This is a genomic window from Bradyrhizobium sp. ORS 86 (genome assembly GCF_045571475.1).
Taxonomy (GTDB): Bacteria; Pseudomonadota; Alphaproteobacteria; order Rhizobiales; family Xanthobacteraceae; genus Bradyrhizobium.
Map to the genome: position 1 here is coordinate 3,335,451 of NZ_CP120699.1, position 25,482 is coordinate 3,360,932.

General features: G+C 64.9%; 24 protein-coding genes. 16 read left to right on the forward strand and 8 right to left on the reverse strand.

Annotation, left to right across the window (positions count from 1 at the left end):
* Positions 1 to 134 precede the first annotated feature (134 nt).
* Both P6U25_RS15200 and P6U25_RS15205 read left to right on the forward strand, forming a co-directional pair.
* Positions 135 to 1,547: a DegQ family serine endoprotease gene (locus P6U25_RS15200; RefSeq protein ID WP_407151949.1), complete on the forward strand. Its 1,413-nt coding sequence runs from the start codon at positions 135 to 137 to the stop codon at positions 1,545 to 1,547.
* Positions 1,544 to 2,878 (forward strand): replication-associated recombination protein A, encoded by a 1,335-nt coding sequence (locus P6U25_RS15205; RefSeq protein WP_407151950.1) that lies wholly within the window; start codon positions 1,544 to 1,546, stop codon positions 2,876 to 2,878. The genes P6U25_RS15200 and P6U25_RS15205 overlap by 4 nt, the downstream gene beginning before the upstream one ends.
* Before the next feature lie 108 nt (positions 2,879 to 2,986).
* Here the strand turns inward: P6U25_RS15205 and P6U25_RS15210 are convergent, their stop codons facing one another.
* The 4 genes from P6U25_RS15210 to P6U25_RS15225 all read right to left on the reverse strand — a co-directional run bounded on the left by P6U25_RS15210 (position 2,987) and on the right by P6U25_RS15225 (position 6,779).
* Complete coding sequence (locus tag P6U25_RS15210; protein WP_407151951.1) at positions 2,987 to 3,850, reverse strand: class I SAM-dependent methyltransferase; 864 nt, start codon at positions 3,848 to 3,850, stop codon at positions 2,987 to 2,989.
* A gap of 159 nt (positions 3,851 to 4,009) precedes the next feature.
* A complete protein-coding gene (locus tag P6U25_RS15215) occupies positions 4,010 to 4,936 on the reverse strand; it encodes an NmrA family NAD(P)-binding protein (RefSeq protein ID WP_407151952.1) in 927 nt (308 codons plus the stop codon).
* Between the two features lie 156 nt (positions 4,937 to 5,092).
* On the reverse strand, positions 5,093 to 5,848 hold the full coding sequence (locus P6U25_RS15220) for an alpha/beta fold hydrolase (RefSeq protein ID WP_407151953.1): 756 nt from the start codon (positions 5,846 to 5,848) through the stop codon (positions 5,093 to 5,095).
* A gap of 37 nt (positions 5,849 to 5,885) precedes the next feature.
* Positions 5,886 to 6,779, reverse strand: coding sequence for an NAD(P)/FAD-dependent oxidoreductase (locus P6U25_RS15225; protein ID WP_407151954.1), 894 nt, complete (start codon positions 6,777 to 6,779; stop codon positions 5,886 to 5,888).
* A 115-nt stretch (positions 6,780 to 6,894) separates the two neighbouring features.
* On the opposite strand from P6U25_RS15225, the gene P6U25_RS15230 reads away from it, so the two are divergent.
* Together P6U25_RS15230 and P6U25_RS15235 are read left to right on the forward strand one after the other, a co-directional pair.
* Positions 6,895 to 7,629 carry a TetR/AcrR family transcriptional regulator gene (locus P6U25_RS15230; RefSeq protein WP_407151955.1) on the forward strand — a complete coding sequence of 245 codons (735 nt, stop codon included), beginning with the start codon at positions 6,895 to 6,897 and terminating at the stop codon, positions 7,627 to 7,629.
* Positions 7,630 to 7,811: 182 nt separating this feature from the next.
* A complete protein-coding gene (locus P6U25_RS15235; protein ID WP_407151956.1) occupies positions 7,812 to 8,561 on the forward strand; it encodes an IS5 family transposase in 750 nt (249 codons plus the stop codon).
* A gap of 578 nt (positions 8,562 to 9,139) precedes the next feature.
* Here P6U25_RS15235 and P6U25_RS15240 read toward each other — a convergent pair.
* Positions 9,140 to 10,078 carry an alpha/beta hydrolase gene (locus P6U25_RS15240; protein ID WP_407151957.1) on the reverse strand — a complete coding sequence of 313 codons (939 nt, stop codon included), beginning with the start codon at positions 10,076 to 10,078 and terminating at the stop codon, positions 9,140 to 9,142.
* 131 nt (positions 10,079 to 10,209) lie between these two features.
* Between P6U25_RS15240 and P6U25_RS15245 the strand changes: the two genes are divergently transcribed.
* The 3 genes from P6U25_RS15245 (at position 10,210) to P6U25_RS15255 (ending at position 13,175) form a co-directional block, all read left to right on the forward strand.
* Positions 10,210 to 11,460, forward strand: a complete 1,251-nt coding sequence (locus P6U25_RS15245; RefSeq protein ID WP_407151958.1) for an RluA family pseudouridine synthase — start codon at positions 10,210 to 10,212, stop codon at positions 11,458 to 11,460.
* 151 nt (positions 11,461 to 11,611) lie between these two features.
* Positions 11,612 to 12,805, forward strand: a complete 1,194-nt coding sequence (locus P6U25_RS15250) for an amidohydrolase family protein (protein WP_407151959.1) — start codon at positions 11,612 to 11,614, stop codon at positions 12,803 to 12,805.
* Between the two features lie 58 nt (positions 12,806 to 12,863).
* Complete coding sequence (locus P6U25_RS15255) at positions 12,864 to 13,175, forward strand: hypothetical protein (RefSeq protein WP_407151960.1); 312 nt, start codon at positions 12,864 to 12,866, stop codon at positions 13,173 to 13,175.
* An 11-nt stretch (positions 13,176 to 13,186) separates the two neighbouring features.
* On the opposite strand, the gene P6U25_RS15260 is transcribed toward P6U25_RS15255, so the two are convergent.
* Positions 13,187 to 13,534 (reverse strand): hypothetical protein, encoded by a 348-nt coding sequence (locus tag P6U25_RS15260; protein ID WP_407151961.1) that lies wholly within the window; start codon positions 13,532 to 13,534, stop codon positions 13,187 to 13,189.
* 258 nt (positions 13,535 to 13,792) lie between these two features.
* On the opposite strand from P6U25_RS15260, the gene glsA reads away from it, so the two are divergent.
* The 8 genes from glsA to blaOXA all read left to right on the forward strand — a co-directional run bounded on the left by glsA (position 13,793) and on the right by blaOXA (position 22,446).
* Positions 13,793 to 14,791 carry a glutaminase A gene (gene glsA, locus P6U25_RS15265; RefSeq protein ID WP_407151962.1) on the forward strand — a complete coding sequence of 333 codons (999 nt, stop codon included), beginning with the start codon at positions 13,793 to 13,795 and terminating at the stop codon, positions 14,789 to 14,791.
* A 72-nt stretch (positions 14,792 to 14,863) separates the two neighbouring features.
* A complete protein-coding gene (locus P6U25_RS15270) occupies positions 14,864 to 16,516 on the forward strand; it encodes an MFS transporter (RefSeq protein ID WP_407151963.1) in 1,653 nt (550 codons plus the stop codon).
* An 84-nt stretch (positions 16,517 to 16,600) separates the two neighbouring features.
* Positions 16,601 to 17,164: an HdeD family acid-resistance protein gene (locus tag P6U25_RS15275; RefSeq protein WP_407151964.1), complete on the forward strand. Its 564-nt coding sequence runs from the start codon at positions 16,601 to 16,603 to the stop codon at positions 17,162 to 17,164.
* A gap of 111 nt (positions 17,165 to 17,275) precedes the next feature.
* Entirely contained in the window at positions 17,276 to 18,640 is a 1,365-nt protein-coding gene (locus P6U25_RS15280; RefSeq protein ID WP_407151965.1) for an amidohydrolase family protein, read from the forward strand.
* Positions 18,641 to 18,852: 212 nt separating this feature from the next.
* Complete coding sequence (locus P6U25_RS15285) at positions 18,853 to 19,638, forward strand: ATP12 family chaperone protein (protein WP_407151966.1); 786 nt, start codon at positions 18,853 to 18,855, stop codon at positions 19,636 to 19,638.
* A gap of 63 nt (positions 19,639 to 19,701) precedes the next feature.
* On the forward strand, positions 19,702 to 21,300 hold the full coding sequence (locus P6U25_RS15290; protein ID WP_407151967.1) for a flagellar hook-length control protein FliK: 1,599 nt from the start codon (positions 19,702 to 19,704) through the stop codon (positions 21,298 to 21,300).
* On the forward strand, positions 21,297 to 21,560 hold the full coding sequence (locus tag P6U25_RS15295; protein ID WP_407151968.1) for an EscU/YscU/HrcU family type III secretion system export apparatus switch protein: 264 nt from the start codon (positions 21,297 to 21,299) through the stop codon (positions 21,558 to 21,560). Before P6U25_RS15290 ends, P6U25_RS15295 begins: the two co-directional genes overlap by 4 nt.
* A 73-nt stretch (positions 21,561 to 21,633) precedes the next feature.
* Positions 21,634 to 22,446, forward strand: coding sequence for a class D beta-lactamase (blaOXA, locus tag P6U25_RS15300; RefSeq protein ID WP_407152526.1), 813 nt, complete (start codon positions 21,634 to 21,636; stop codon positions 22,444 to 22,446).
* A 6-nt stretch (positions 22,447 to 22,452) separates the two neighbouring features.
* Here blaOXA and P6U25_RS15305 read toward each other — a convergent pair whose 3' ends face one another.
* Together P6U25_RS15305 and P6U25_RS15310 are read right to left on the reverse strand one after the other, a co-directional pair.
* On the reverse strand, positions 22,453 to 23,013 hold the full coding sequence (locus P6U25_RS15305) for a hypothetical protein (RefSeq protein WP_407151969.1): 561 nt from the start codon (positions 23,011 to 23,013) through the stop codon (positions 22,453 to 22,455).
* Positions 23,014 to 23,047: 34 nt separating this feature from the next.
* Positions 23,048 to 24,403 carry a PLP-dependent aminotransferase family protein gene (locus P6U25_RS15310; protein ID WP_407152527.1) on the reverse strand — a complete coding sequence of 452 codons (1,356 nt, stop codon included), beginning with the start codon at positions 24,401 to 24,403 and terminating at the stop codon, positions 23,048 to 23,050.
* Between the two features lie 152 nt (positions 24,404 to 24,555).
* On the opposite strand from P6U25_RS15310, the gene P6U25_RS15315 reads away from it, so the two are divergent.
* Positions 24,556 to 25,452, forward strand: a complete 897-nt coding sequence (locus tag P6U25_RS15315) for a DMT family transporter (protein ID WP_407151970.1) — start codon at positions 24,556 to 24,558, stop codon at positions 25,450 to 25,452.
* Positions 25,453 to 25,482: the final 30 nt, after the last annotated feature.

Below are 25,482 nucleotides of genomic sequence, written 5' to 3' on the forward strand. Positions count from 1 at the left end.
GTGTCCCGAACCGGTTTTGCACCGTTCGGTTGGGCGGCGGACCCCACCGACGAGGCGCCAGATATTGGACCGGATACCCTTCAATTGCCGTACGAACACGCCTATATTCCGGCGTTTTTCCGCAAGAGGTGAGAATGCTCCGATTCATCCGCTTTGCCGCTATTCCCGTCCTGTGCGCGCTGGCCTTTACGGCGAGCCTTGGCCCTGCCGGGGCGCAGGAGCGTCGCGTTCCGTCCTCACAGGCGGAGCTGCAGCTCTCCTACGCGCCGATCGTGCAGCGGGTGCAGCCGGCGGTGGTCAATGTCTACGCGGCCAAGATGGTGCAGAACCGCAATCCCTTCCTGGACGATCCGATCTTCCGCCGCTTCTTCGGCGTGCCGGGCCAGCAGCCCGAGCAGATGCAGCGCTCGCTCGGCTCCGGCGTGATGGTCGATGCCTCCGGTCTCGTCGTCACAAACAATCACGTGATCGAGGGCGCCGACCAGGTCAAGATCTCGCTTGCCGACAAGCGCGAATACGAGGCCGAGATCGTGCTGAAGGACAGCCGCACCGACCTTGCGGTGCTTCGGTTGAAGGACACCAACAAGGAGAAATTCGCGACGCTCGACTTCGCCAATTCCGACCAGTTGCAGGTCGGTGACGTCGTGCTCGCGATCGGTAACCCGTTCGGCGTCGGCCAGACCGTCACGCACGGCATCATCTCGGCGCTGGCGCGCACCCAGGTCGGCATCACGGATTATCAATTCTTCATTCAGACGGATGCCGCGATCAACCCCGGCAATTCGGGCGGCGCGCTGGTCGACATGACAGGCCGGCTCGCCGGCATCAACACCGCGATCTTCTCGCGCTCCGGCGGTTCGCAGGGCATCGGCTTTGCGATTCCCGCCAACATGGTGCGCGTGGTGGTGGCCTCGGCCAAGAGCGGCGGCAAGGCGGTGAAGCGGCCGTGGCTCGGCGCGCGCCTGCAGGCGGTGACGCCCGAGATCGCCGAGACGCTGGGGCTCAAGCTGCCGTCCGGCGCGCTCGTCGCCAACGTCGCGCCAAGCAGCCCGGCGGCCAAGGCGGGGCTGAAGCTGTCCGATCTGATCGTCGCGATCGACGGGACGCCCATCGACGATCCCAATGCGTTCGACTATCGCTTCGCGACCCGTCCGCTCGGTGGCACCGCGGAGATCGACGTGCAGCGCGGCGGCAAGCCGGTCAAGCTCACCGTGCCGCTGGAGACCGCGCCCGATACCAACCGCGACGAGATCGTGCTGACCGCGCGCTCGCCGTTCCAGGGTGCCAGGGTCGCTAACATCTCGCCGGCGTTGGCCGACGAGCTGCATCTCGACGCGGGAGCCGAGGGTGTCGTGGTGACCGAACTTGCCGATGACGGTACAGCGGCCAATGTCGGCTTCCAGAAGGGCGACATCATCCTTGCCGTCAACAACCAGAAGATCGCGCGGACCAGCGATCTCGAGAAGGCGTCGAAGACGGGGACGCGGGTCTGGCGGATCACGCTGGTGCGCGCCGGCCAGCAAATCAACGTGACGCTTGGCGGATGAGCCCGAAGCAACCACGCGAGACGTCCAATCTGTTCGCTGCGGCGGGAATGGAGCAGGATGCGCCGCATCCGCTCCCGGACCGGCTGCGGCCGCGGACACTTGCCGATGTCGTCGGCCAGGATCACATCCTCGGTCCCGACGGTGCGTTGACGCGCATGCTGGAGACGCGGACGCTGGGCTCGCTGGTGTTCTGGGGACCGCCCGGCACCGGCAAGACCACCGTGGCGCGGCTGCTTGCCGACGCCACCGAGCTGCATTTCGAGCAGATTTCGGCGGTGTTCTCCGGCGTCGCCGACCTCAAGAAGGTGTTCGACGCCGCGCGCGCCCGCCGCGAGACCGGCAAGGGCACGCTGCTGTTCGTCGACGAGGTGCATCGCTTCAATCGCGCGCAGCAGGATTCCTTCCTGCCCGTGATGGAGGACGGCACGGTGGTGCTGGTCGGTGCCACTACGGAGAATCCATCGTTCGAACTCAACGCCGCGCTGCTGTCACGCGCCCGCGTGCTGGTATTTCACTCGCTCGACGCGGCCGCGATCGAAAAACTGTTCGCCAACGCCGAGAGAGTCGAGGGCAGGAAGCTGCCGCTCGATGCCGAGGCGCGCGCCGTGCTGGTGCGGATGGCCGACGGCGACGGCCGCGCATCGCTCACGCTCGCCGAAGAGGTCTGGCGCGCCGCGCGCAAGGGCGAGGTGTTCAACGCCGCGCAGTTGCAGGACATCCTGCAACGGCGCGCGCCGATCTACGACAAGTCGGCCGATGGTCATTACAACCTGATCTCGGCGCTGCACAAGTCGGTGCGCGGCTCCGATCCCGACGCCGCGCTGTATTATCTGGCGCGCATGTTCGATGCCGGCGAGGACCCGCTGTTCCTGGCGCGGCGCGTGGTGCGCATGGCGGTGGAGGATATCGGGCTCGCCGATCCGCAGGCGCTGGTGATCTGCAACGCCGCGAAGGATGCCTATGACTTCCTCGGTTCGCCCGAGGGCGAGCTCGCGATCGCACAGGCCGTGATCTATCTCGCGACCGCGCCGAAATCGAACGCGGCCTACACCGCGTTCGGGGCTGCGATGCAGACCGCCAAGCAGGGCGGCTCGCTGCTGCCGCCGAAGCATATCCTGAATTCGCCGACCAAGCTGATGAAATCGGAAGGCTACGGCTCCGGCTATCAATACGATCACGACATGCCCGATGCCTTCTCCGGGCAGGACTATTTCCCGGAAGCGCTGGGCCGCCAGACTTTCTACGATCCGCCGGACCGCGGCTTCGAGCGCGAGATCCGCAAGCGGCTGGATTACTGGGCGCGGCTCCGGAAAGAGCGGGGCGGCGGCTAGGGCGCGTACTCATAAATCGCTGTGCTCCGACACCGCGGATACGCCCTCATCTGATCCCGCTGACCGGCCAAAGGCCACCGAGCGGGGGCGTCTTCCCCTCTTAATCCCTCAGCTTGCCGGATTGCGCGCCGTGACGATCCACGTCGCGCTGTTGATCATCACCGACCGCTCGCCGGCGCAGCCCGCGAAGGCGGCACGAACCGCGGCCGAGGCGCGGGCGCGGATGTCGTCGGGCTGCGCAGCGAGTGCGCGCGACAGCGGGCCGACCTCGAACGTCATCTTCACCGCGTCGTCGATCGCCGCGTCCCGCGTCGCGCCCTCGCCAAACGGGACGGAAACATCGAATGGCGCGATAGCAATGTCGGTGAAGCCGGCCGCCGTCAGGATCCGATCCACCCGCCCCCGGTCGCCAAACGAGAATGGACCGGGCGCTTCGGGATCGGGCAGCGCCGTCGGCGGGACGATGCCTTTGATCGCGCCCATCGGCAGGCGCACCCAATCGTTTTCGGCCGCGCCGCGCCAGCAGACGAAAGCGACCCGCCCGCCCGGCTTGAGCGCGCGGCGCATATGGGCGAACGCCCCTGGCGGATCGTCGAAGAACATCACCCCGAAACGCGAGAACAGGATATCGAACGCCCCCTCGGGCAGCTCGGCGCTGCTGGCGTCGGCCACCTGGAACAGGACCGGCGTATCCTGTGGCGCAAGCGCGCGCGCTCGGGCGATCAGCGGTTCGGATATGTCCACGCCCAGCACTTGGCCCCCCGCGCCGACGAGGGCGGCCAGAGCCAGACTCGACGCGCCCGCGCCGCAGCCGACGTCCAGCACGCGCTCGCCCGCCGCGGGCGCGGCGGCTTCGACCGCGGCCTGGCCGAACACCGCCAGCCTGGCGTCGAGCCGGGCCTGGTGGGCGATCCAGCGCTCCCCGCTTTGGCCATTCCAGTCGGCGACCCGACCGGCATTGTGCTGTGCCATGACATATCCTTGTTCTGATCCGTTCTTCACCAAGCCATCCGATGCCGAAGCGATCATCGTCTCCAGCGATCCCGCCTCCAGCTACCCGATCACTGGGCGCAGCGGCGACCGCCGGGCACTTCCGAGATGATGCATTTCATCCGGCCTCCAAGCGAAAGATTACGGCTTGCGCGCGTCTGCCTTCAGAAAGTCGTTCTGATGCGCGCGCACGAAGTCCTCGATCGACATCGGCGGCACACCAGTCAGCAGGTCCACATCGCCCGAGGATCGGTCGTATCGGCCGTCCCGGTGCAGCAGTGCCATCGACTCCAAGTGCGCGACCACGTGTGCGGATGCGCCAATGGATCGCAGGCTCTCCAGCCAGGGCTCCAACGGAATGTTCTTGTAGGTGATTGGACGCCCCAAGACTCTTGTGAAATCTTCGGCGACCTCGCGAAGCGTCTCCGCACGGGGACCCGTCAGCTCGTATACCTTTCCAAGGTGAGCCTCGGGATTGGCCAACACCTCTGTCACGCACCGCGCAACATCGTGGGCGGCGATTGGCGACGTCTTTTCCTCTCCGAAGGGCAACATCAGCGCGTCCTGAGCGGTGACCGTCGGAACGGCAAATCGCCGGAAGAACGCGTCCATGAAGGCGGTCGGACGCATCGTGACCACCGGCAAGCCGCTCCACTGCAAGACCTGTTCGGCCAGCCAGTGCTGCTTGTGCTGCGGGCTGCGCGCGGTCTCGCGGATGCTCATCTCCGAGACCGTCATCTGCGACATGTTGACGAATGCTTCGACGCCATGGTGTCGGGCAACCACCGCCACGTTCGTCGTAGCCTCGAGATACTTCTCGTTGACCGACATGCTGAAGTACAGGCGCTTGCAGCCATCCACGGCGCGGTGCACCGCGTCCAGGTCGAACAGATCTCCGACGATCACCTCGGCACCAAGTGCCCTCAGCGATTCCGCCCGGCCGTCATCCTGGCGGACCATGGCGCGCACCTTCAGCCCGCGCTCCAGCAGAGACTTCGTCACGCTCGGTCCGATCGCGCCAACTTGGCCAGCGGCACCGGTGACAAGGATGGGATGGGAGTGTTTCATGTCAAGGTTTCCGCGAGACCGATGCCGGCGCTCCCGCCCGTGACGAGAATGGTGTGACCGGACAACTTCACTGGCGACTCCTGGAAATGGTGTTGAATTGATCGACGGGGCTGTTCGAGGCCGATCACCTGGGATCGAGCGAGCGCTCGGCGCGACTCACGATGCCACCATGTCGGCGTGAATCGCCTCGACGACCGCCGCGGGGTGGGTCAGTGGGATCATGTGTGCAGCCCCCGGGACAACGACCGTGCGAGCGTCGAACGCTTCCGCGAGCAGACGGCTCACCGACCGCGGAGCGGCCGACGTTCGCTCTCCGACGAGCACCGAGGTCGGCACCGCGGTCGAGGTGAGCTCGGCGAGCGTGGTCCGATCGGCTGCGCTGGCGGTCATATCGAGCCGCAGCCGCGGTGTGAGCCCTGCAACTAGCGCACGGCCCTTCTCGCCCAGCGCGTTCCACGCGCCGGGGCCGCTCCAGTGCTCCACCAACAGGCAGGCGGCCGCATCGTGATCCGGGGGCGCGCGCATGAACCGATCGCAGAGGGTCTGCACCTCGCGCAGGGCGTCTTCCTCCCCGGGCACGCGCAGCACGCTGACGACCACAGGATCGACCAACGTGAGCCGCGCCACGCGAGACCCGACGGCCAGCCGCAGGTGAAGTCCGAAAAAGGCCCCGATCGAGTGGGTGACGAGGTGGAACGCGCCGACGCCCTGCATGTCGAGCCAGCCGCGCAGGTGGGCCATCTCGTCCTTTAGCTGCCACGCCTTGCTCGGTGTCGGCGACCGTCCGTAGCCGAGCATGTCGGGTGCCAACACCCTGGCGCCGTGCGCCTCCAGACCCGTGCGGACCGCGGCCCAGGAGTGGGAGCCGGTGGCGGAGCCATGGAGGAGCACAAGGGGGAGGTCGTCCGTCATCGGAGATCCTAACTTCGGGAGGAGGGAATCTGTGCTCTCAAACCAGCATCGACTGCTGGGCGAAGATGCCCGCCATCGCGCCCTGCGATGATGCCTGGGTGACCGAGGGCAAGAAGGGCGTGGTGAGGTCGCCGGCGGCGTAGATGCCGGGCATGTTGGTTTGGCGGCGCTCGTCCACCTTGAGGACGATGCCGACGGGCGTTTCCACCGTGGCGAGGCCCAGTGATTCATGCAGGCTTGCGGACGGCTTGTTGCGCGGATGGGCGAACAGGATGTCGACCGCGACATTGCGGCCGGTATCGAGATTGACGCTGGCGATATGGCCCTTGTGATGGGCGATCTCGACGATCAGGCCATCGACGACAGGTATCTTGCGGCGCGCCAGATCGGCCTGGATATCGGGCGGAATGTCGTGACCATCGGCGAAGAGCGTCAACTTGTCGGTCCAATCGAGGAACAGCCTGACCTGATTGTGCGACTGCGGGCTGGACCAGACGAGCCCCCAATGCTGGCCGGCGACTTCAAAGCCGTCGCAATAGGGGCATGGCACGATGGATGTGCCCCAGCTTTCGGCGTAGCCCGGAACATCAGGCATCTGGTCGGCGACGCCATAGCTCAGGATCAGACGACGCGCCGCAAGGCTTTCACCATCGCCAGTAAGGACAGAGAAATTGTCGATGGCGCCGGAGACACTTTCGGCCCGGGCACTCACCAGCTTGATCGCGGGATAACGCGCCAACTGCCGCCGCGCCTCCGCTAGGATGTCCAGCGGCGGCTTGTGATCGTGGCCGAGCAGTCCATGCGAGTGGCCGGCGAAGCGGTTGCGTGGCAGACCGGTATCGAGAACGGTGACCTTGCGGCGGGCACGGCCGAGTTGCAGGGCGGCGGCGAGGCCGGCGAAGCTGCCGCCGATGATGATCACGTCATCCATGGTGATGGGCTCCGGATGGAGGACAGGTCGAAACCTACCCGTTGGCTTGCACAATTCGGATACTTCATGGTATCGTAATTCGAGAATTGGGATACTGTCAAGTACTGGAATTACCGTGACCGAAAACAGCCAGGGCCGGCGCGGCCGGCCCGCCAACGAGGCGCTTGGCCAAACCATCATCGACGCCGCGCGCGAGCTCTTTGTGGAGTTGGGTTTTCAAGCGACGACATTGGACAAGGTCGCCCAGCGAGCGAAGATATCCAAGCTCAGCATCTACAGGCACTTCGAGAACAAGGAGGCGCTGTTCGGCGCGGCCATGGCGGCCGGCTGCCATCAGTTGTTTACACCACAGGCCCTTCTTGAAGGCGTCGACGGTTCGGTCGAAGACCAACTCGTGGCGGTGGGATCATCACTGCTTCGCACGCTGTTGAGATCAGACGTCCGCAGCCTCGAAGCCATGGTCATGGCCGACAAGACGAGTCAAAACGCGTTAAGCAAGCTCCATTTCGAAGCCGGCCCCGCCCATGTCATCGCCGAAATCGAGGCCCTGTTGCGTCAGTTGCACGCGAAGGCGGTTCTGAACGTGCCCGATCCTCTCCGGTCCGCCCGCTTGTTCGCCGCGCTCTTTAAAGGATCCGATCTCCTGATGATCGCACGCTTCGATCAGGCGAAAGCAGAGGACGACAACGAAATCGAATCCTATTGCCGGTCGGCCGTCGCCATGTTCATCGCCGCGCACCGTGACAACGACCAAGTGGGCGGAGATTTGCCTGCCCAAAGTCAAAAAACAAAACTTGAATCGTGCGTGATCGCGTCGGACAGCAGATCAAGGCAGGCCAGCCGATCATGAAAATCGACGAGTCGGCCACACGATCCGACTAACGTCCGCCTTGGGTCATTTTCGAAGATTTGAGCGGGGGTCGTCGTGTGGCTGATGTCCGCTTTGACCTGAAAGCGCCAAACCATCGCCAGCCAAAAGGTTGCGTTTGGCCGGACGCTCATGATTCAACTCGCATATTTGGGGCTCGAATCATGCGCTACGAACTTGCCGATTGTGAATGGGTTGCCATCAAGCCGATGTTGCCGAACAAGCCGCGTGGCGTTCCTCGGGTAAACGACCGACGTGTCCTCAATGGCATCTTCTGGGTCTTGCGATCCGGGGCACCTTGGCGTGATCTGCCCGAAGCGTTTGGCCCATACACCACTTGCTACAACCGGTTCGTCCGCTGGCGGCGGGCTGGTGTCTGGGGCCGCATCATCGACGCGCTCGCCGCTGCCCATGATGCCGCTGTCCAGATGATCGACACCTCCATTGTCCGAGTGCATCAGCATGGAGCCTGCATCACACGAAACCAGCGCCAGTCGATGGGGAGATCACGCGGCGGCTTGACGAGCAAAATTCATGCGGTGGTCGATAGCAATGGTCTGCCGGTACGGCTGGCGCTGAGCCCCGGCGAGGCACATGACGTTCGACTCGCCGGAAAACTGCTGTCTCGACTGAAATCCGGGTCGATGCTGCTTGCGGATCGTGGCTATGATGCCGACTGGATCAGGGAGCTTGCCATGAAGAAGGGCGCGTGGGCCAACATTCCACCGAAAAGCAATCGCAGCGATCCGATCTGCTTCAGTCCCTATCTCTACCGCGCTCGCAACCAGGTCGAGCGGTTCTTCAACAGAATCAAACAATGTCGTCGGGTGGCAACGCGCTACGACAGGCTCGCCGCTAACTACCTTGCCTTCGTACAGCTTGCATCGATCAGGGTATGGCTGGCTGCGCGTTAATGAGTCCACGTCCTAGTCTTACTGCGTCACAAGCCCTGTAACCCTCATGGTGAGGAGCGCGGAACGCGCGTCTCGAACCATGAGGCCCCATCTATGGCCTACATCCTTCGAGACGCCCGCTTCGCGGTCTCCTCAGGATGAGGAGATACAACACTTATGACGCAGTAAGACGAGAGCAGGATGAGATGAGGCTGCGGCCGCGAATAAGGCGGCGTTCCCTTTCCCGCCTGCGGCGCGAAAGCGTCAGTAGCACAAGCCCGCAAATACCAAATGCGATAGGCCTTGCGGAGGGGAACGCTTATGCAATTTCGGAATATTAGAATGATATCCCTGAGTTGCCCGACGCGTCAAGTTGTTTGGTCGAACGTTGCTTGGTCGAACGCCGGCCGCCGCCGGCTACTTTGCATGGGGTTGTTTTCGATATTTTGGTCGCGCCCGCTGCGACGGCCCCATAACTTCATGTTACTCCAAAGTGCGATGAGTTTTGGTTGAATCGGGTTCACCTCTCCCCGTTGTTGGGGAGAGGTGAACTGTCGACGCTGTTCCAGCTCAACCTAGTCTCATCAGGCTTTGGCGCCTCACTTCCCGTTCTTCACGAATTCCAGCACCTGGTCGGTCAGCCGCGTCTCCGTCGTGTTGATGGAATAGACCTCCGACATGTGGCTGTGCTGCGGCAGCATGAACGTGCGGGCGCAGCCGCTCGGTCGCTTGCAGGCGGCCTGCTTCAACAGCTCGAACTGCTCGACAAAGCGCGGCGGATCGAGCTCGGCCGCAGCGACCATGAATGGGATCGGGCTTGCGACCAGACCCAGCGACGAGGAGCGCTCGGCGTAACGCGACGGATCGGAGCCGTAATAGGCGAGCTCGGCATCGCCGGCCGGAGACGCCGTCAGATCGTAGATGCCCGACAGCATGATCGCGCCGGCAAGGCCGCCGCCTTTGACCTTGTGGAATTCGGGGTGGGAGACATAGCTCGCGACGTGGATCGCACCGGCCGAGTGGCCCATCAGGAAGATGCGTGAACCATCGCCGCCGCGCTCCCCGATCTTCTCCGAGACCCATTGCACGATCGTCCCCATGTCCTCGGCGCCGGCCGGCCACGGGAAGGCGGGCGCCAGGCGGTAAGTGGCGTTGATGCCGACGAAGCCGTTCTTCACCGCCCACAGCATGATGTTGTCGTAGAACGGACTGCCCGGATTGCGCTTGTTGCCCGTGACGAAGCCGCCGCCGTGGACGAAGATCAGCACTGGCCGCGGCGGCGATGCTGCCTCCGGCGTGAACACATCGAGCAGATGCCGGTCGGCGGGACCGTATTTGATGTCGCGCTCGATTTTGACGCCCTGATAGGGCTCCTTCTGCTGCAGCGGCGCGTAGAGTGCGGCGGTCTTGGGCGGATCGACCACGCGGCCGAGTTCCAGCAGCTTCCAGGCCAGGTCGTCCGGCATCGGGCTCTGGGCCAGCGCCGCGCTCGCGATCATCGTGGCCGCCGTTGCCAAAGCCGATAGTGTCAGTTTCATTGAAAGCTTCCCCTCGATTGCCGCGTGCGGCCGAACGTGGCCGACGTTGCGCTGGATTTACACCGATTTCGCCGTGACGATTCGGGGCATTTGCGCTACGCACAATGCAGGTCTGGAGCCGAAAAATCACCATGAGCCGCCGCATCAAGAGAACGATATCGCCGGGCGATCGCGCCAAGGACCGCAGCAAGGACCGATCCAAGGATCAGACCAAGGCGGGGCCGGGACAACGCAGTCGCAAGCCGGACGAGCGCAAGGCAAGCGACCGCCCGCCGTCGCACCGCGGGCCGGCCAAGCCGCCGCGCTTTACCGAGCCGCGCCGCAATCGGCAGGAGCGTCCGGAGCCGGCCGCTTCCAGGCCCGCGAAGGGCGAAAGCGAGCTGCCGCTGCCGACCAAGGTGCAGACCGTCGTGGTGACGGCGGACGAGAACAACATGCGGGTCGACCGCTTCCTTGAGGCGCGGTTTCCGGGCCTGTCGTTCTCCCATATCCAGCGCATCGTCCGCAAAGGCGAGCTCAGGGTCAACGGCAAGCGCGCCGATTCCAAGGACCGGCTGGAGGAGGGACAGAGCGTCCGCATCCCGCCGTTGCGGCTCGACGCGCCCAAGGGGGCGGGTGTGTTGTCCGAGGCCCAGACCAGGACCTTGCAGGCGCTCAAGGAGATGACCCTCTACGAGGACGACGACGTGCTGGTGCTGAACAAGCCGGCGGGGCTCGCCGTGCAGGGAGGCTCCGGCATGACGCGCCATGTCGACCAGATGCTGGAGGTGATGCGTGACACCAAGGGGCAGAAGCCGCGCCTGGTGCATCGCCTCGACAGGGAGACGTCCGGCTGCTTGCTGGTCGCCAAGACGCGTTTTGCGGCGACGCATCTGACGGGCGCTTTCCGTTCGCGGTCCGCGCGCAAGATCTACTGGGCGCTGGTCGCCGGCGTGCCGAAGCCGAAGCAGGGCCGGATTTCGACCTATCTCGCCAAGGAAGAGGGCGAGGAGGACACCATCATGCGGATCGCGGCGCATGGCGACGAGGGCGCCAGTCATGCGGTGACCTACTATGCTGTGGTCGAGACCTCGGCGCAGAAGCTCGCCTGGGTCTCGCTGAAGCCGGTGACCGGCCGGACGCATCAACTACGCGCGCATATGGCGCATATCGATCACGCGATCGTCGGCGATCCCAAATATTTCAACAAGGAGAACTGGGCGCTGCCCGGCGGTCTGCAGAACCGCCTGCATCTGCTCGCCCGCCGCATCGTGATCCCGCATCCGCGCGGCGGCGTGATCGACGCGACCGCACCGTTGCCGCCGCATATGCAGCAATCCTGGAATCTGCTCGGGCTGGAGTCCGATCGGTTCGATCCGATCGAGAACGCGCCCGAGGAATGATCGGCGCTCGGCACCGGCGTTGAATAAAACTTCGCCGACCGCAACGACGATCAAAGCGGTGTCGGACGTCGCGGCTATCGTGCCGCGCCGGCATCGGCCGGCGTGCGTTCATGATCGAAAGGGCTTGTGTATGATCAGGACCTTGCTCCGCATGGCGCTGCTCGTCGTTGGCTCTGCCGCCATCACGGTAACGGCTCACGCCGAAACGGTCACGCTCCGTGGCGGCAATCTCTACGCATCGCCCTACGCTGCGCCGCTGCCGGATGCCGTGATCGTGATGACCGACGGCGTCATCAGCGCGGTCGGCAAGGCGAGCGACGTGCAGGTACCCGCGGACGCGCGGGTGATCGATTGCAGCGGCAAGATGATCGTCGCAGGTTTCTGGAACAGCCACGTCCATTTCACGCAAGGCATCTGGCACAATGCCGGCGACGCGCCCGCGGCGCCATTGACCGAGCATATGCAGGAGATGCTGACGCGATGGGGCTTCACGACGGTCTGGGATCTCGGCTCGGACCCGCGGGACACACTGCCGCTGCGCCGGCGCATTGCCGCGGGTGAAGTCGCTGGCCCTAATATCTTCCTCGTCGGCAGCATCTTCCCGAAGGATGGTCATCCCGCCTATCTGCCGGCAGAGATGCAATTGCCCGAGGCGTCGACGCCGGACGAGGCCGCGGAGCTGGCGCGCACCTACATGACCCTCAAGCTCGATGGCTTGAAACTGTTCACCGGTGTCTACAAGGGAAACAAGCCCGTCGTGAACATGGACCCTGCCGTTGCCAAGGCCGCCGTCGACGTGGCGCATGCGCAGGGCAAGCCGGTGTTTGCCCATCCGCAGAATGAGGTTGGCGTCGAGACGGTGATTACGGCCGGCGTCGACATCCTCGCGCACAGCAACCCGACCGAAGGCGGCTACACGGCGGAGCAACTGGCGCGGCTCAAGGCACAGGGAACGGCGTTAATTCCGACGCTTTCGCTCTATACGACCATCGTTCTGATCCCCGATGTGACGAACCGCCTGGTTGCCGCAGCCGTCAACGAGCTCAAGCAGTTTTCGGAGAACGGCGGGCCCGTCCTGTTCGGCACCGATGTCGGCTTCATCAAGCTGTATGACACCACGAAGGAATATGAGCTGATGCACCGCGCGCTGTCGGAGCGTCAGATCCTGGCGTCGCTGACGACAAATCCGGCGCAATATTTCAAGGCCACGAAGAAGGGCCGGCTGGAGCGCGGATTCGACGCCGATATCGTGGTGCTCGACGGCGACCCCATGAACGACATCCACAATCTCGCGAAAGTGACGTACACGATCCGCGCCGGTCACGTGATCTATCAGAAACCGTGACCGCCGAACATACGACCCATGACTTGAAGCGCCGCCGGACAATGACGACATTCCGCTTATGATACGCTTGTTGATCACGACCTGTGCGGCGATCTGGATGGTCGGTGCGTCCGGTGCGTTTGCGCAAGTCATCCCGCCGGGCGGCTCGATCTTCAATCCGCCGCCCCCGAGGCCCCCGCCGCCGCCCCGCATCGAGGTGCCGCCAATCCCCAAGATGGATGCGCTGCCCACCCGGCCGAGCGTCCGCTCCACCGGCCGCGCATCGTTTGGAGACCGCATGAGCCGATGCATGGACGAAACCGCTGCCGGCGGCGGCTTGAGCCAGGCCGAGCGCGCTGCCTATGCGAGGTCGTGCGCCAACCGCGATTAGAGGCCGGTGGTCTATCCGAGCGGATTATCTTGATTACGTCTTACGATCTTGAGCGTGAGCAAGACTGCTCCCACTATGAGGAGCAGAAGGCCGATGACCAGCGTCCCGGTGGATTCGAATGTTGCGCCGACAGCGGTCAGCAAGCAGCCAAGGATGATTGCGACAAGCCCGCCAAGCTTCTTTGCCAGCAGAAGCTGCCCGTCGCTCGCGTGCGCTACCATGATCAACCTCACTCTTTGAGTGACGCGGCCGACGAGCCCGGTTGCCTGAACGAGTGACAGGCCCGCATCCGCAGGCTGCAATCGTACACTCGCGCACCCACCATGGAAATCCTTCGTTGTGCGCTCTTTTTGATTCAATTGCGCTCCTGACGATTGGGACAATTCTCCTTACCTAGCAGTACGAGGGAACGGGCGCGCGATCGACGCGACGATATTGCCATCACGACGGCGGAACCGCGGAATGCGCCACCGCGATGCATTTGTCGCAAAATGTTTCAACGCACCCGCCGCAGCTCAGTGAGCACGGTCGTTGACAGCGTCGCGTTTTGAGCGCCTACTTCCGATGATGATAGTGGACTGAAGCCCGTAGAGGTTGAGTTTGGGAAGGAGGAGCCGATGTGGCCGCCTTCGATCGCTGAACAAGCGGAACGGCCTTACATCTCGACGGGGCACCTGCCCGAACCCGAGATGGTGCAGAGGCTGGTGTCCGAAGCCCATCTGCGCTTCAAGTCGAACAACGAGGGCGCCAATTCGCAGGTCTATCCGGCCCTCGCGAGAGTGCCGAGCGAGTTGTTCGGGATCTGCGTGGCCGGGACCAGCGGGCGCATCTACGGCGCCGGCGACATCGACCACGAATTCTCGATCATGAGCGTATCGAAGCCCTTCGTGTTCGCGCTCGTGTGCGAGAGCATCGGCCCGGAAGAGGCTCGCGCACGGCTGGGCGCGAATGCAACGGGGCTCCCGTTCAACTCGCTGGCGGCCGTCGAGCAGGGCGGGGGACGCACCAACCCGATGGTCAACGCCGGCGCGATCGCGACCACAAGCCTCGTGCCTGGCAGCAGCGCGGAAGAGCAATGGCGGTTCATTCACGACGGGCTGTCGCGCTTCGCGGGCCGTAGGCTTCCGCTCAACGAGGAAGTCTATGCGTCGGCATCGAAGACGAATTTCCGCAATCGAAGCATTGCCCGGCTGCTGGAGAGCTACGACCGGATCTACTGCGACGCCAAGCAGGCAACCGATCTCTACACCCGGCAGTGTTCCCTGAATGTGAGCGCCAGGGATCTGGCCGTGATGGGCGCGACGCTGGCAGACGGCGGAGTCAATCCGGTCACCAGGCAGCGCGTGGTCGATGCGGCGGTCTGCCACTATGCGCTGGCCGTCATGGTCACCGCCGGACTGTATGAGACGTCGGGCGACTGGCTATACGACATCGGCCTGCCGGGAAAGAGCGGCATCGGCGGTGGCATCGTCGCGGTGTCTCCCGGAAAAGGTGGTTTCGGTACCTTCGCCCCGCCGCTGGACGCGGCCGGCAACAGCGTGCGAGGGCAGCTCGCCGCGAAATTCCTGTCGCAACGACTGGGCATGGACCTGTTCGTGTCCCAACCGGACGAGTGAGCCAGGTGCTCGAGGGAGCAATCAACCCGTAGCCGAACCGATCGCAAGACCGAAAGCAGATTGGAGGACGCGATGGCAACGCAAGCAATCTCAATCGGCGACGTTCATCAGGAAGAGCGTGCATCATGGGTGCCAATGATCGCGATTGCGCTCGGTCAGATGATCATGTCGTTCAACGTTGCGTCGCTTCCGGTCGCCATGGGGGGCATGGTGGCGAGCTTCGGGGTGCCGCCGACCACGGTGGCGACCGGAATCGTGGCCTACTCGATGCTCGTGGCCGGGTTCGTGATGCTTGGCGCGAAGCTCGCGCAAAGGTTCGGGGCGGTGCAGGTCTTTCGCGCCGCCGTCGTGCTTTTCCTGATATCGCAGATCACGATGACATTCAGCCCCACGGCCGCCGTCATGATTGTCGCGCAAGGGCTGTGCGGCGCCGCGGGGGCCGTGATCGTGCCCTCACTTGTTGCCTTGATTGCCGAGAACTATGCCGGTCGGCAGCAGGCGACCGCTCTCGGCGCGCTTGGCTCGGCGCGGGCTGCTGCTGGCGTGCTGGCATTCGTGGTTGGTGGGTTGCTCGGAACCTATATCGGCTGGCGTCCCACGTTCGGAATTCTCATCGTCGCCTCGGCGGTTGCTTTCGCCCTGAGCTTCCGCCTGCGGGCGGACCGCGGCCGTCCGGATGTTCAGATCGATCTGATCGGTGTTGTTCTCGCCGCGACCGCGATCATTTTTATCAGCTTCGGGTTCAATAATCTGAACGGGTGGGGCGTGCTCGTGGCGACGCCTAACGCGCCGTTCGATCTGCTGGGCGCTTCGCCGGCACCGATCCTGATCGTGCTCGGCATCGTGCTCGGGCAGGCATTCCTGATGTGGACGCACCGCCAGCAAGCTGCGGGGAAGACGCCGCTGCTCGCGCTCGAGGTGATCGACTCGCCGGAGGAGAGATGTGCGGTCTACGCGCTGTTCGCCGTCGTTGCGCTCGAAGCCGCACTGAACTTCACCGTGCCGCTGTACATCCAGATCGTGCAGGGACGTTCACCGATTGCGACCGCGATTGCGATGATGCCCTTCAATCTGACCGTCTTTGTCGCGGCGATGCTGATCGTCAACGTCTATGACAAATTGACACCGCGCCAGATCGGACGCTTCGGCTTTGGCCTCTGCACGATCGCGCTGTTATGGCTTGCTTTCGTCGTCCGTAACGATTGGAGCGAAATCCCCGTTCTGCTGGGGCTCGTGCTGTTCGGCATTGGTCAAGGCTCGCTCGTGACGCTGCTGTTCAATGTTCTGGTCACCGCCTCGCCCAAGGAACTCGCCGGGGACGTCGGATCATTGCGCGGGACCACACAGAATCTGGCGGCTGCGGTCGGTACGGCGGTTGCAGGAGCTCTTCTCGTGGGGCTCCTGAGCACGATCGCACTCGGCAAGATCGCGGCCAGCCCGGTGCTGACCAAGGAGCTCCAGAGCCAGGTCGATCTCGGCAATATCACCTTCGTCAGCAACGACCGGCTGCGCAGCGTGCTGGAAGGCATGACCGGAACGCCGCAGCAGGTCGAGGAAGCCGTTCGGGTCAACACCGAGGCGCGGCTGCGCGCGTTGAAGATCGGACTGCTGATCATGGCCGGGCTTGCGCTGCTTGCGGTCATTCCCGCCGGTCGGCTGCCGAACTACCGGCCGGGAGAGATACCGGGCGATGAAGCAGCAAACGAGGGCGAGCGATTGGCCTGAGCACGTGGAAAGCTCCGCCGGGCAACAATTCCTCGGACATGGCGGCGGAGCACGGCATGGCCGCTCAACATCGGGGAGACCAACATGACCACCTATGAGAACAGCTCCAATATGCTCCGCGGCCTGCCCACACCGCCACTATGGGTGTGTGCTCTGCTCGGTATCGTCATGGTCCTTGCGGGCCTTGTTATCCTGGGAGATGTCGCGCTGTTCACCGTGATCAGCACGATCTTTATCGGCTGGACGGCCATCGTCGCCGGCGCATTCGAAATCCTGCACGCGTTCTGGACGAAGGGGTGGGGCGGCTTCGTATGGCAACTTCTGCTCGGAGCCCTCTATCTTGCATTCGGAATCGTCCTGCTGAGCCAGCCGGTGACGAGTGCGCTGATCCTGACTTACGTGCTTGGTCTGTTGCTCTTGCTGTCCGGGGTCGTGCGCATGCTGGTCGGCATCGGGCATTGGCAGCAGTCCGGTTGGATCATGCTGGCATCCGGCATCTTCGGTGTTTTGGCGGGGCTCATCATTCTGACCGGGTTTCCGGCCACCGGGCTGTGGGTACTTGGGCTGCTGCTCGGGATCGACCTGCTGTCACACGGCGTCGGATGGCTGACCTACGCTTTGCAGCCTGCCGTCAGAACGGCCCGGTAAGTCGTCGATTCATCGGCGAGCGGCAGAACGCTCACGCATCAGCAGAAAATCAGAACGGTCCCGTGTGCACAGCGAGACCTATGTCGAACCCGGGCCTGGCGGAGAGTGGATATGTCGGCTTCGAGAACGTCAGGCTTCAGGATCACTGCGCTGATCGCGTCGATTGGGCTAGGTCTCCTGACTTCGCTGCCGGGGCAGGCTCAACAGGACTCCGGGGTCCTGTTCCAGAACGTCCGCATCTTCGATGGGAAGCATGGCGCGCTCTCCGCGCCGTCCAACGTGCTGGTCCGGAACCACAAGATCGAGAAGATTTCGACTGACGCGATTACGACCGATGCGCAAGTGATTGCCGGCGATGGACGGGTGCTGATGCCGGGACTGATCGACGCGCATTGGCATGCGATGCTGGTGCGCCCGACGCCGGTGGCCGCGATCTCAGACGATGTCGGCTACACCAATCTTCTTGCGGCTGCGGAGGCCACGGCCACGCTCATGCGAGGCTTTACCACCATCCGCGACATGGGTGGGCCCACCTTTGGGCTCAAGCGGGCAATCGACGAGGACCTCGTCGCAGGCCCTCGCATCTACCCATCCGGTGCCATCATCACTATCACCGGCGGCCATGGTGACTTCCGCCAGCTTTCCGAACTGCCGAGGACGATCGGTGGCATGCTTAGCCGCATGGAGAGAATAGGCGGCAGCATGGTTGCGGACAGCCCAGACGAGGTCCGCCTGCGCGCCCGCGAGCAGCTCATGCAAGGCGCATCGCAGGTCAAGCTCACCGCCGGCGGTGGAGTCGCGTCGCCATTCAGCCCGCTCGACGTATCCACGTTCACTGAAGGTGAGCTACGTGCCGCGGTGGAAGCGGCCGAAAATTGGGGGACCTATGTCGCCGTCCACGCCTATACGCCGGTTGCGATCCAGCGATCGATCGCAGCGGGTGTGAAATGTATCGAACACGGTCACCTGATGGACGACGCAACAGCGCGCATGATGGCGGAGAAGGGAATATGGCTGAGCACACAGCCCTTCGTCGCTCTGTCAGGCGCCGGCGCGCTTGGACCTGCCGAGCAGGACAAGATGCGACAGGTCGTTGCCGGCACCGACAGGGTCTACGGCTTTGCGAAGAAGTACAAACTGAAGACGGCGTTCGGCACCGACATATTGTTCTCGAAGACGCTCGCCGAAGGGCAGGGAGCCATGCTGGCCACCCTCACGCGATGGTATACGCCGGCCGAAGCGCTCATCATGGCGACATCGGAAAATGCCGAATTACTCGATATGTCGGGACCTCGAAATCCGTATCCGGGCAGGCTGGGCGTGGTGGAGGAAGGTGCGCTGGCCGATCTTCTGCTGGTCGATGGCAATCCAATCGACAACATCAGGCTTGTGGAGGACCCGGCGAAGAATTTCCTGGTCATCATGAAGGACGGAAAGGTCTACAAGAATCTTCTCGTCGGCGACCGGAGCCGATAGCCCATGACGGGTCAGCGGGCCGCGCGTCCGCGGGATCGCGCGTTGCGGATCCGCGATTCCAGCGAGCGGAACCGGCGTCGGCCGCGGCCGCGCGGGCCCAAACGACGAATTCAAGGCCTGCGAGGATTTTAGCGCATCCCATCAGCTTTATTTGCCGGCGTCCCTGACATATCTTGCAGGCAAATCCCTCGGAACCAAAGCCGGCCGGCGCGATGCGCGAACTCTTTGACGAAGTTGCAGGACAATCCCAGTTCGATCCGCAGGAGGCGGTGCGGCGTCATACCCGCGCGCCCCAGCGCAAGCGCTTTTATGAGAGCGCCGGTGTCGCGAAGGCCGATGGCGGATTTTCAGTTGCGCTCGACGGCCGGCCGATCCGCTCGCCTTCGGGCAAGCCGATCGTCGTGCCGACGCGTGCGATCGCCGACACGGTCGCGGACGAGTGGAATGCGCAGGGCGAGACCATCGATCCCCTGACCATGCCGCTGACGCGCTTTGCCAACAGCGTTGTTGAAGGGGTGATCGATCGCGTCGACGAGGTGTCCGAAGACGCCGCGAAATTTCTCGGCAGCGACATGCTGTTCTATCGTGCCGGTCATCCCGAGGCACTGGTGGCGCGTGAAGCTGCGCATTGGGACCCCGTCCTGTTCTGGGCCGCCGACACGCTCGGTGCCCATTTCATCCTCGCCGAGGGGATCATGCATGTCGGCCAGCCCGCCGCCGCGATCGCGGCGGCGCGGAGTGCCTTTCCCGCTGATCCATGGTCGGTCGCCGCGGTTCATGTGGTGACGACGCTGACCGGCTCGGCGCTATTGGCACTGGCGCTGGCGCATGGCTTTCGCGACGAGGACCAGGTCTGGGCCGCTGCCCATGTCGACGAGGACTGGAACATCGAGAAGTGGGGCATCGACGAGGAGGTCGCCGTGCGCCGCGCAGCCCGGCTGGTCGATTTCAAGGCCGCGGCGAGCATTCTCCAAGCTCTGAGGCCGGGCGGCGGTTAACGAGTGGTTTAGGGCGCTCGGCTAGCCTGCCGCACGATCTTACCGGCTGGCCGAGACCCCGACATGGCAACCACCATCAACCCCGTGCTGCCGGTGCCCGTGCCCCAGGCTGCGGGGAGCGTTGCGCCGGACCTCACACTGCAAGCGGGCAATGTGGTCAACGCGCAGGTGCTGAAGGTGCTGTCCGCCGATCTGGTGCGGATTGCGATTGCGAGCCTGTCGATCGACGTGCAGTCCGAAGTGCCGCTGCAGCAGGGCCAAACCCTGCAGCTTGCCGTCCTGAACACGCAGGACGGCGTTCGCCTGCAAGTGGTCGGATCGGGTGAGGAGGCAGTCGGTGCATCGGTCGATGCGGCGAAGCTGTCGCCGGCCGTGGCGGCCGACGTTGGCACCACATCGCAGCCGAATGCTACACCGCCCCGGGCCGCGCTGACGCCGCTCGAGCGTGTCGCCGTCACGGCAGCCGTGCAAAGCGCTGCGACGGCGCAGGGGAGCCAGGGCCCGCTGTTTGCCAATCTTGCCGCAATCGCGTCGGCCAATCTGCCGCCGAAGCTGCAAGCGGCGATCGCGCAGGTATTGGCGCAACAGACGAGCCTCGACGACAATCTCAGCGGCGACGCGGTCAAGGCCGCGTTCCAGAAATCCGGCGTGCTGTTCGAGGCCTCACTCGCCTCGGGCGCGGCGCCGCCCACAGGTCACGTGCCCGACCTCAAGGCCGCCCTGATCGTGCTGCGCCAGACCTTGCAGTCGTCGCTCGCTGCCAGCGATGCTGCCCGCGTGCCCTCCGCGCCGGTGGCTCAGGAGGCGCCGCTGTCGAACCTTGGATCAGCGCCAGACCTGGTGCCGCCGGCGATGCCCGACTTCGAGGTGCAGGAGATCTTGCTGCCGCAGGCGCGCGTGCCGGTCGCGGAGGATCTCACACCTGGCGGTGCGCGCCTTGTCGGCGCGCTTGCCGACGCGCTCGACGCCGGTCCGTCGCCAGGTGGCGCGCTCAATCTGCTTCAGGAGGCCCTGCATGAGCTTGGTGGTCCGGCCGGGCCTGGCGCTGGTCCACCGGACATGCAAACCGGCGACGCCGCGCGCACCAACACACCGCCGCCGCCGTTCCGCGGCGGGCTGCCGGCGGCGCAGGCCGTGGCCGCGCCATCGATCGCGCCAGACGCGCCGCTTGCGACCGTTGCGCACCGCCTGATGGAAAACACCGATGCCGCACTTGCGCGGCAGACGCTGCTGCAAGTCGCGTCGCTGCCGGACCGGGGCGACGCCCTGCGCGCGCAGATCGATGCGATGACGCCGCGCTGGAATTTCGAAATCCCGTTCCTGACCCCGCAGGGCACGGCGATGGCGCAGTTCGAGATTTCCCGCGATGGCGGCAGCGAGGCCGCTGAGGCGGCCAGGCGGGTGTGGCGGGCGCGCTTCACGCTCGACGTCGAGCCGGCAGGCCCGGTGCACGCGCTGGTCTCCCTGAGCGGCGAGCGCACATCGGTGCGAATGTGGGCGGAACGGCCGTCAACCGTGGCGCGGTTGCGCGCCGGCGCCGCCGAGTTGAGCCAGGCACTCACCAGGGCCGAGCTCACGCCTGGCGACATCGAGATCCGCGACGGCGTGCCGCCGCAAGCAGCGCCCGCGCGCGCCGGCCATTTCCTGGATCGGGCGCTATGAGCGACACCAAGTCCCAGCTCGCGGTCGCCCTGCATTACGACCACTCCGGCGCGCCCCGCGTCGTCGCCAAGGGTAGGGGCACGATCGGCGCCAAGATCATTGAGGTCGCGAAGGCCCACGACATCCCGATCGAGGAGAACGAGGTGCTGGCCGGCGCACTCTCCAATGTCGAGCTCGGCGACGAGATTCCGGCTGAGCTCTACAAGGCGGTCGCCGAGGTGCTGATCTTCGTGTTGCGTCTGTCGGGCCGGGTGAGATAACCCCCATTGCCATCCTTTGACCACGATGGCATCAACCATCGTGGTCAGCGTCAAGAACTGTTCAGGGCCCGCCGTGATCAATCGCCGCCATGCGCTCGGTCTCCTCGCCGCAGCTAGCACGCTGCCATCGCGCAGCTTCGCCAACGTGTCCTACCAGCGCAGCGAGTTTCGCGAGGATCTCGCGCGGCGGTTCTTCGATCTCGGCACCGTCGGCACGTTCGTCGGCTACAAGGTCGAGGACTACCTGATCATCGCGAGCGACAAGAACCGGTCGGGCGAGGGCAAGCTGCCGGCCTCGACCTTCAAGATCCCGAACTCGCTGATCGCGCTCGAGACCGGCGTGGTGCAGGACCCCGACAAGGACGTGTTCAAGTGGGACGGCGTGACCCGCAGCATCGCCGCCTGGAACAAGGATCACACGCTGCGCTCGGCGATCGCGGTGTCGGCATTCCCGGTCTATCAGGAGATCGCGCGCCGGATCGGCGAGGAGCGGATGAAGACTTATGTCGACATGCTCGACTATGGCAATCGCGACATCGGCGGCGGCATCGACCAGTTCTGGGTGTCCGGCAATTTGCGGATCGATCCGATCCAGCAGGTCGATTTCGTCGACCGGCTGCGCCGCGGCGTGCTTCCGGTGTCCAAGCGCAGTCAGGAACTGGTGCGCGACATTCTCCCCGTGACCAAGGTCGGCGATGCCGTCATCCACGCCAAGACTGGGTTGACTGACAAGGCGCACGGCTCGCTCCGCTGGCTGGTCGGCTGGGTCGAGAAGGGCGACACGGTGACGGTGTTCGCGATGAACATGGACTGCAAGACGCAGGCGCAGATTGACGCGCGAATGAGCGTGACGCAGCAATGCCTCACCGATATCGTCGCGATCTGACGGGCCCTAGTGCCGCGTGAGCGAGAGTGAAACCGCTCTTATGCTGCTGTTCGGCTCTGGTCGGATCGACACGGATTGTCTGCTGCCGCGTGTCGTCAGCGACAGATTGGCGGAGAAATTGTTACCGCGTGCGGCGGCTTCGACATGATCGCCGGCTGCGCGTCCGGAAATGGTTCCGGATGCATTGCGGCTCGCTTCGGTCCATTGGCCGGAGATTGCGCCGCCACGATATTCAACCTCGCTGGCCAGATCGAAATTATAACTCTCGCTGGCGCATCGGAGCGACAGGCGAAGCTCCGTGCCCGTCCCGGCGACGTTGTAGTTTGCCCGGCAGCGCAGCCGTTCTTGCATGCCATCCGACGTGGTCAGGACGCCGCCGCCGGACCATGAGCCGGCCATGGCAAGGAAGGGCGAGGCGGGTGCGGCTTGCGAGGACGGGGCGGCCACGCACATTGACAGCAGCACCAAGCTGGCCCCGGCGAGTGTGGATCGAGACATCTTTGGCCTCCTCTGACGGTTGGTGCCCGTCAACGCAGCAAGGTTCCAAAGGTTCTTGGCCGCCTCCACCCATGCAGGTTCCGCAACGACCGCCGAGGGCGAATTAGCGCCGGATCGCTCGCTGCAGCGCCGCCGTCACCTTCGGGTCGCGGCATTGTGCGACGTTGAAGCGCATGAAGGCGGCGGCCGATTGCGAGGCGCTGAACACATTGCCCGGCGCGAGCACGACATTGTCCGCCAGCGCCGCGCGCGCCACGTCGGCGGAGTCGCAGCCTGCGGGCAGGCGGCACCAGAGATAGAAGCCGCCGCGCGGCATCAGCCATGGCGCAATGCCAAGCCGTTGCAGCCTATCGCCGACGTCGCGGCGTGCGCGCGCCAGCCGCCGCCGCAGTTCCTCGACATGCTTGCGATAGAAGCCGCTGGCGAGCACGCTTCCGATGATTTCGGTTGCCACCGCGCTCGGGCCGCCGAAGCCGGTAGCCACTTGCAGATCGACCAGGTCCTCGATCCAGTCGGCGCGCGCGGCGATGTAGCCGCAGCGCACCGAGGCCGACAGCGTCTTGGAGAAACTGCCGATCCGGATCACGCGGTTGAGCCCGTCGAGCGCGGCCAGCCGCGCCGAGGGTTCGGGCTCGAAATCGGCGAAGATGTCGTCCTCGACGATCGTCAGGTCGTAGGTCGCGGCGGCGTTCAACAGCCGGTGCGCGGTCTGCGGCGACAGCGTCGCGCCGGTCGGGTTATGCAGCGCCGAGTTGGTGACGTAGAGGCGCGGCCGCTCGGCAGACACGACTGCCTCGAAGCGCGCGACATCAGGACCCGACGGCGTGTAAGGCACGCTGACAATTCTGACTTGATGGGCGCGGAGCAGGGCACGGAAATTGAAGTAGCAGGGATCGTCGACCAGCACGGCGTCGCCGGGGCGCAGCAGGAAGCGGCAGATCAGATCGATCGCCTGCGTGCCGGAGGCGGTCAGTAGCAATTGCTCGGGGGGCAGTTCCAGTCCTTCGTCGGCGAAGCGGGCCATCAGGATCCGGCGCAGCGTGAGCGACCCGCGGGTGGCGCCGTAGTCCGAGAGCGCGGCGTCCTCGGCCCGCGCCAGGCCGCGCAGGGCGCGGCGCAGCGCCTCGGTCGGCATCCAGTCAGCCGGCAGCCAGCCGCAGCCCGGCTTCAGCGTGGCGCCATCGCTGTCGAGCGACTGCCGCGACACCCAGAACGGATCGACGGCGCGGTCGCGTTGCGGCTGATCCTTGGCAAGCGCCAGCGGTGGCAGCGCGGCGGCCGAGACATAGAAGCCCGAGCCGGGCTTGGCCCGGATCAGGCCCTCGGCGACCAGCCGGTCATAGGCTTCGACCACGGTGGAGGGCGACACGCCCATGCTCGCCGCGAAGCTCCTGATCGAGGGCAGGCGGTCGCCGGCGACCAGCGCGCGGCTCGCCACTCTGGCGCGGATCGCGTTCATCACGTCGGCGGTCCGCGTCGCCTTGCTGCGGTCGAACGGCTGCTGCAAGTGTATGCCTACCTTCACCCATACAGTTTGGCAGTATTGTACTGATCTGTAAGTGCCTTGGCCAGCCCGCGCAAGCTAACCTCGCGAGCGGAAAGCGAGGTGCGATGACCGATTCGAGAGTGGTGTCGGGCGAGGCGATGAGCAGGGCGTCGCTCGACGGCTGGGGCAGCGGCATGCTCGGCGTAATCATCTTCAGCGGCTCGCTGCCGGCGACGCGGGTTGCGGTCGCCGGCTTTTCGCCGCTGTTCCTCACCGCGGCGCGCGCCCTGATCGCGGCGGTGCTCGGGGCGGCACTGCTCGCGGTGCTGCGGCAGCCGTGGCCGAAGCGCGAGGATCTGGTGTCGCTCACGATCACCGCGCTTGGGGTCGTGCTCGGCTTTCCGCTGCTGACAGCGCTCGCGCTTCAGCACATCACCTCGGCGCATTCGATCGTCTTCATCGGCCTGCTGCCGCTGTCGACCGCGATCTTCGGCGTGCTGCGCGGCGGCGAGCGGCCGAAGCCGCTGTTCTGGCTGTTCTCCTGCCTCGGCAGCGCCACTGTGGCGGCATTCGCGATCTCGAACGGCGGAGCCGCCTCGCTGACCGGGGACCTTTTGATGGTCGCCGCCATCGTCGTCTGTGGTCTCGGCTACGCCGAAGGCGCAACGCTGTCGCGCCGGCTCGGTGGCTGGCAGGTGATCTCGTGGGCGCTGGTGCTCTCGGCGCCGCCGGTGCTCGTGTTGACGATCGCGACGCTGCCTTCGAACTGGGACGGCGTCGGCGTTCCGGCCTGGCTCGGGCTCGCCTACGTCTCTGTCTTCAGCATGCTGGTCGGCTTCGTATTCTGGTATCGCGGGCTCGCGCTCGGCGGCATCGCCAGCGTCGGCCAGTTGCAATTGCTGCAACCGTTCTTCGGCCTCGCGCTGGCCGGCCTGCTGCTGCACGAGCAGGTGCCGTGGACGATGATCGCGGCGACCGCGCTGGTCGTCGCCTGCGTCGTCTTTGCGCGAAGATTTGCGTGACTTGCTTATCTCCCCCGCAAGCAGGAAAGG

Bases quoted from the DNA above. Each gene is read 5' to 3' on its own strand.
- P6U25_RS15200 (WP_407151949.1), top strand. From the start codon at position 135: ATGCTCCGATTCATCCGCTTTGCCGCTATTCCCGTCCTGTGCGCGCTG.
- P6U25_RS15205 (WP_407151950.1), top strand. From the start codon at position 1,544: ATGAGCCCGAAGCAACCACGCGAGACGTCCAATCTGTTCGCTGCGGCG.
- P6U25_RS15210 (WP_407151951.1), bottom strand. From the start codon at position 3,850: ATGGCACAGCACAATGCCGGTCGGGTCGCCGACTGGAATGGCCAAAGC.
- P6U25_RS15215 (WP_407151952.1), bottom strand. From the start codon at position 4,936: ATGAAACACTCCCATCCCATCCTTGTCACCGGTGCCGCTGGCCAAGTT.
- P6U25_RS15220 (WP_407151953.1), bottom strand. From the start codon at position 5,848: ATGACGGACGACCTCCCCCTTGTGCTCCTCCATGGCTCCGCCACCGGC.
- P6U25_RS15225 (WP_407151954.1), bottom strand. From the start codon at position 6,779: ATGGATGACGTGATCATCATCGGCGGCAGCTTCGCCGGCCTCGCCGCC.
- P6U25_RS15235 (WP_407151956.1), top strand. From the start codon at position 7,812: ATGCGCTACGAACTTGCCGATTGTGAATGGGTTGCCATCAAGCCGATG.
- P6U25_RS15240 (WP_407151957.1), bottom strand. From the start codon at position 10,078: ATGAAACTGACACTATCGGCTTTGGCAACGGCGGCCACGATGATCGCG.
- P6U25_RS15245 (WP_407151958.1), top strand. From the start codon at position 10,210: ATGAGCCGCCGCATCAAGAGAACGATATCGCCGGGCGATCGCGCCAAG.
- P6U25_RS15250 (WP_407151959.1), top strand. From the start codon at position 11,612: ATGGCGCTGCTCGTCGTTGGCTCTGCCGCCATCACGGTAACGGCTCAC.
- P6U25_RS15255 (WP_407151960.1), top strand. From the start codon at position 12,864: ATGATACGCTTGTTGATCACGACCTGTGCGGCGATCTGGATGGTCGGT.
- glsA (WP_407151962.1), top strand. From the start codon at position 13,793: ATGTGGCCGCCTTCGATCGCTGAACAAGCGGAACGGCCTTACATCTCG.
- P6U25_RS15270 (WP_407151963.1), top strand. From the start codon at position 14,864: ATGGCAACGCAAGCAATCTCAATCGGCGACGTTCATCAGGAAGAGCGT.
- P6U25_RS15275 (WP_407151964.1), top strand. From the start codon at position 16,601: ATGACCACCTATGAGAACAGCTCCAATATGCTCCGCGGCCTGCCCACA.
- P6U25_RS15280 (WP_407151965.1), top strand. From the start codon at position 17,276: ATGTCGGCTTCGAGAACGTCAGGCTTCAGGATCACTGCGCTGATCGCG.
- P6U25_RS15285 (WP_407151966.1), top strand. From the start codon at position 18,853: ATGCGCGAACTCTTTGACGAAGTTGCAGGACAATCCCAGTTCGATCCG.
- P6U25_RS15290 (WP_407151967.1), top strand. From the start codon at position 19,702: ATGGCAACCACCATCAACCCCGTGCTGCCGGTGCCCGTGCCCCAGGCT.
- P6U25_RS15295 (WP_407151968.1), top strand. From the start codon at position 21,297: ATGAGCGACACCAAGTCCCAGCTCGCGGTCGCCCTGCATTACGACCAC.
- P6U25_RS15310 (WP_407152527.1), bottom strand. From the start codon at position 24,403: ATGAACGCGATCCGCGCCAGAGTGGCGAGCCGCGCGCTGGTCGCCGGC.
- P6U25_RS15315 (WP_407151970.1), top strand. From the start codon at position 24,556: ATGACCGATTCGAGAGTGGTGTCGGGCGAGGCGATGAGCAGGGCGTCG.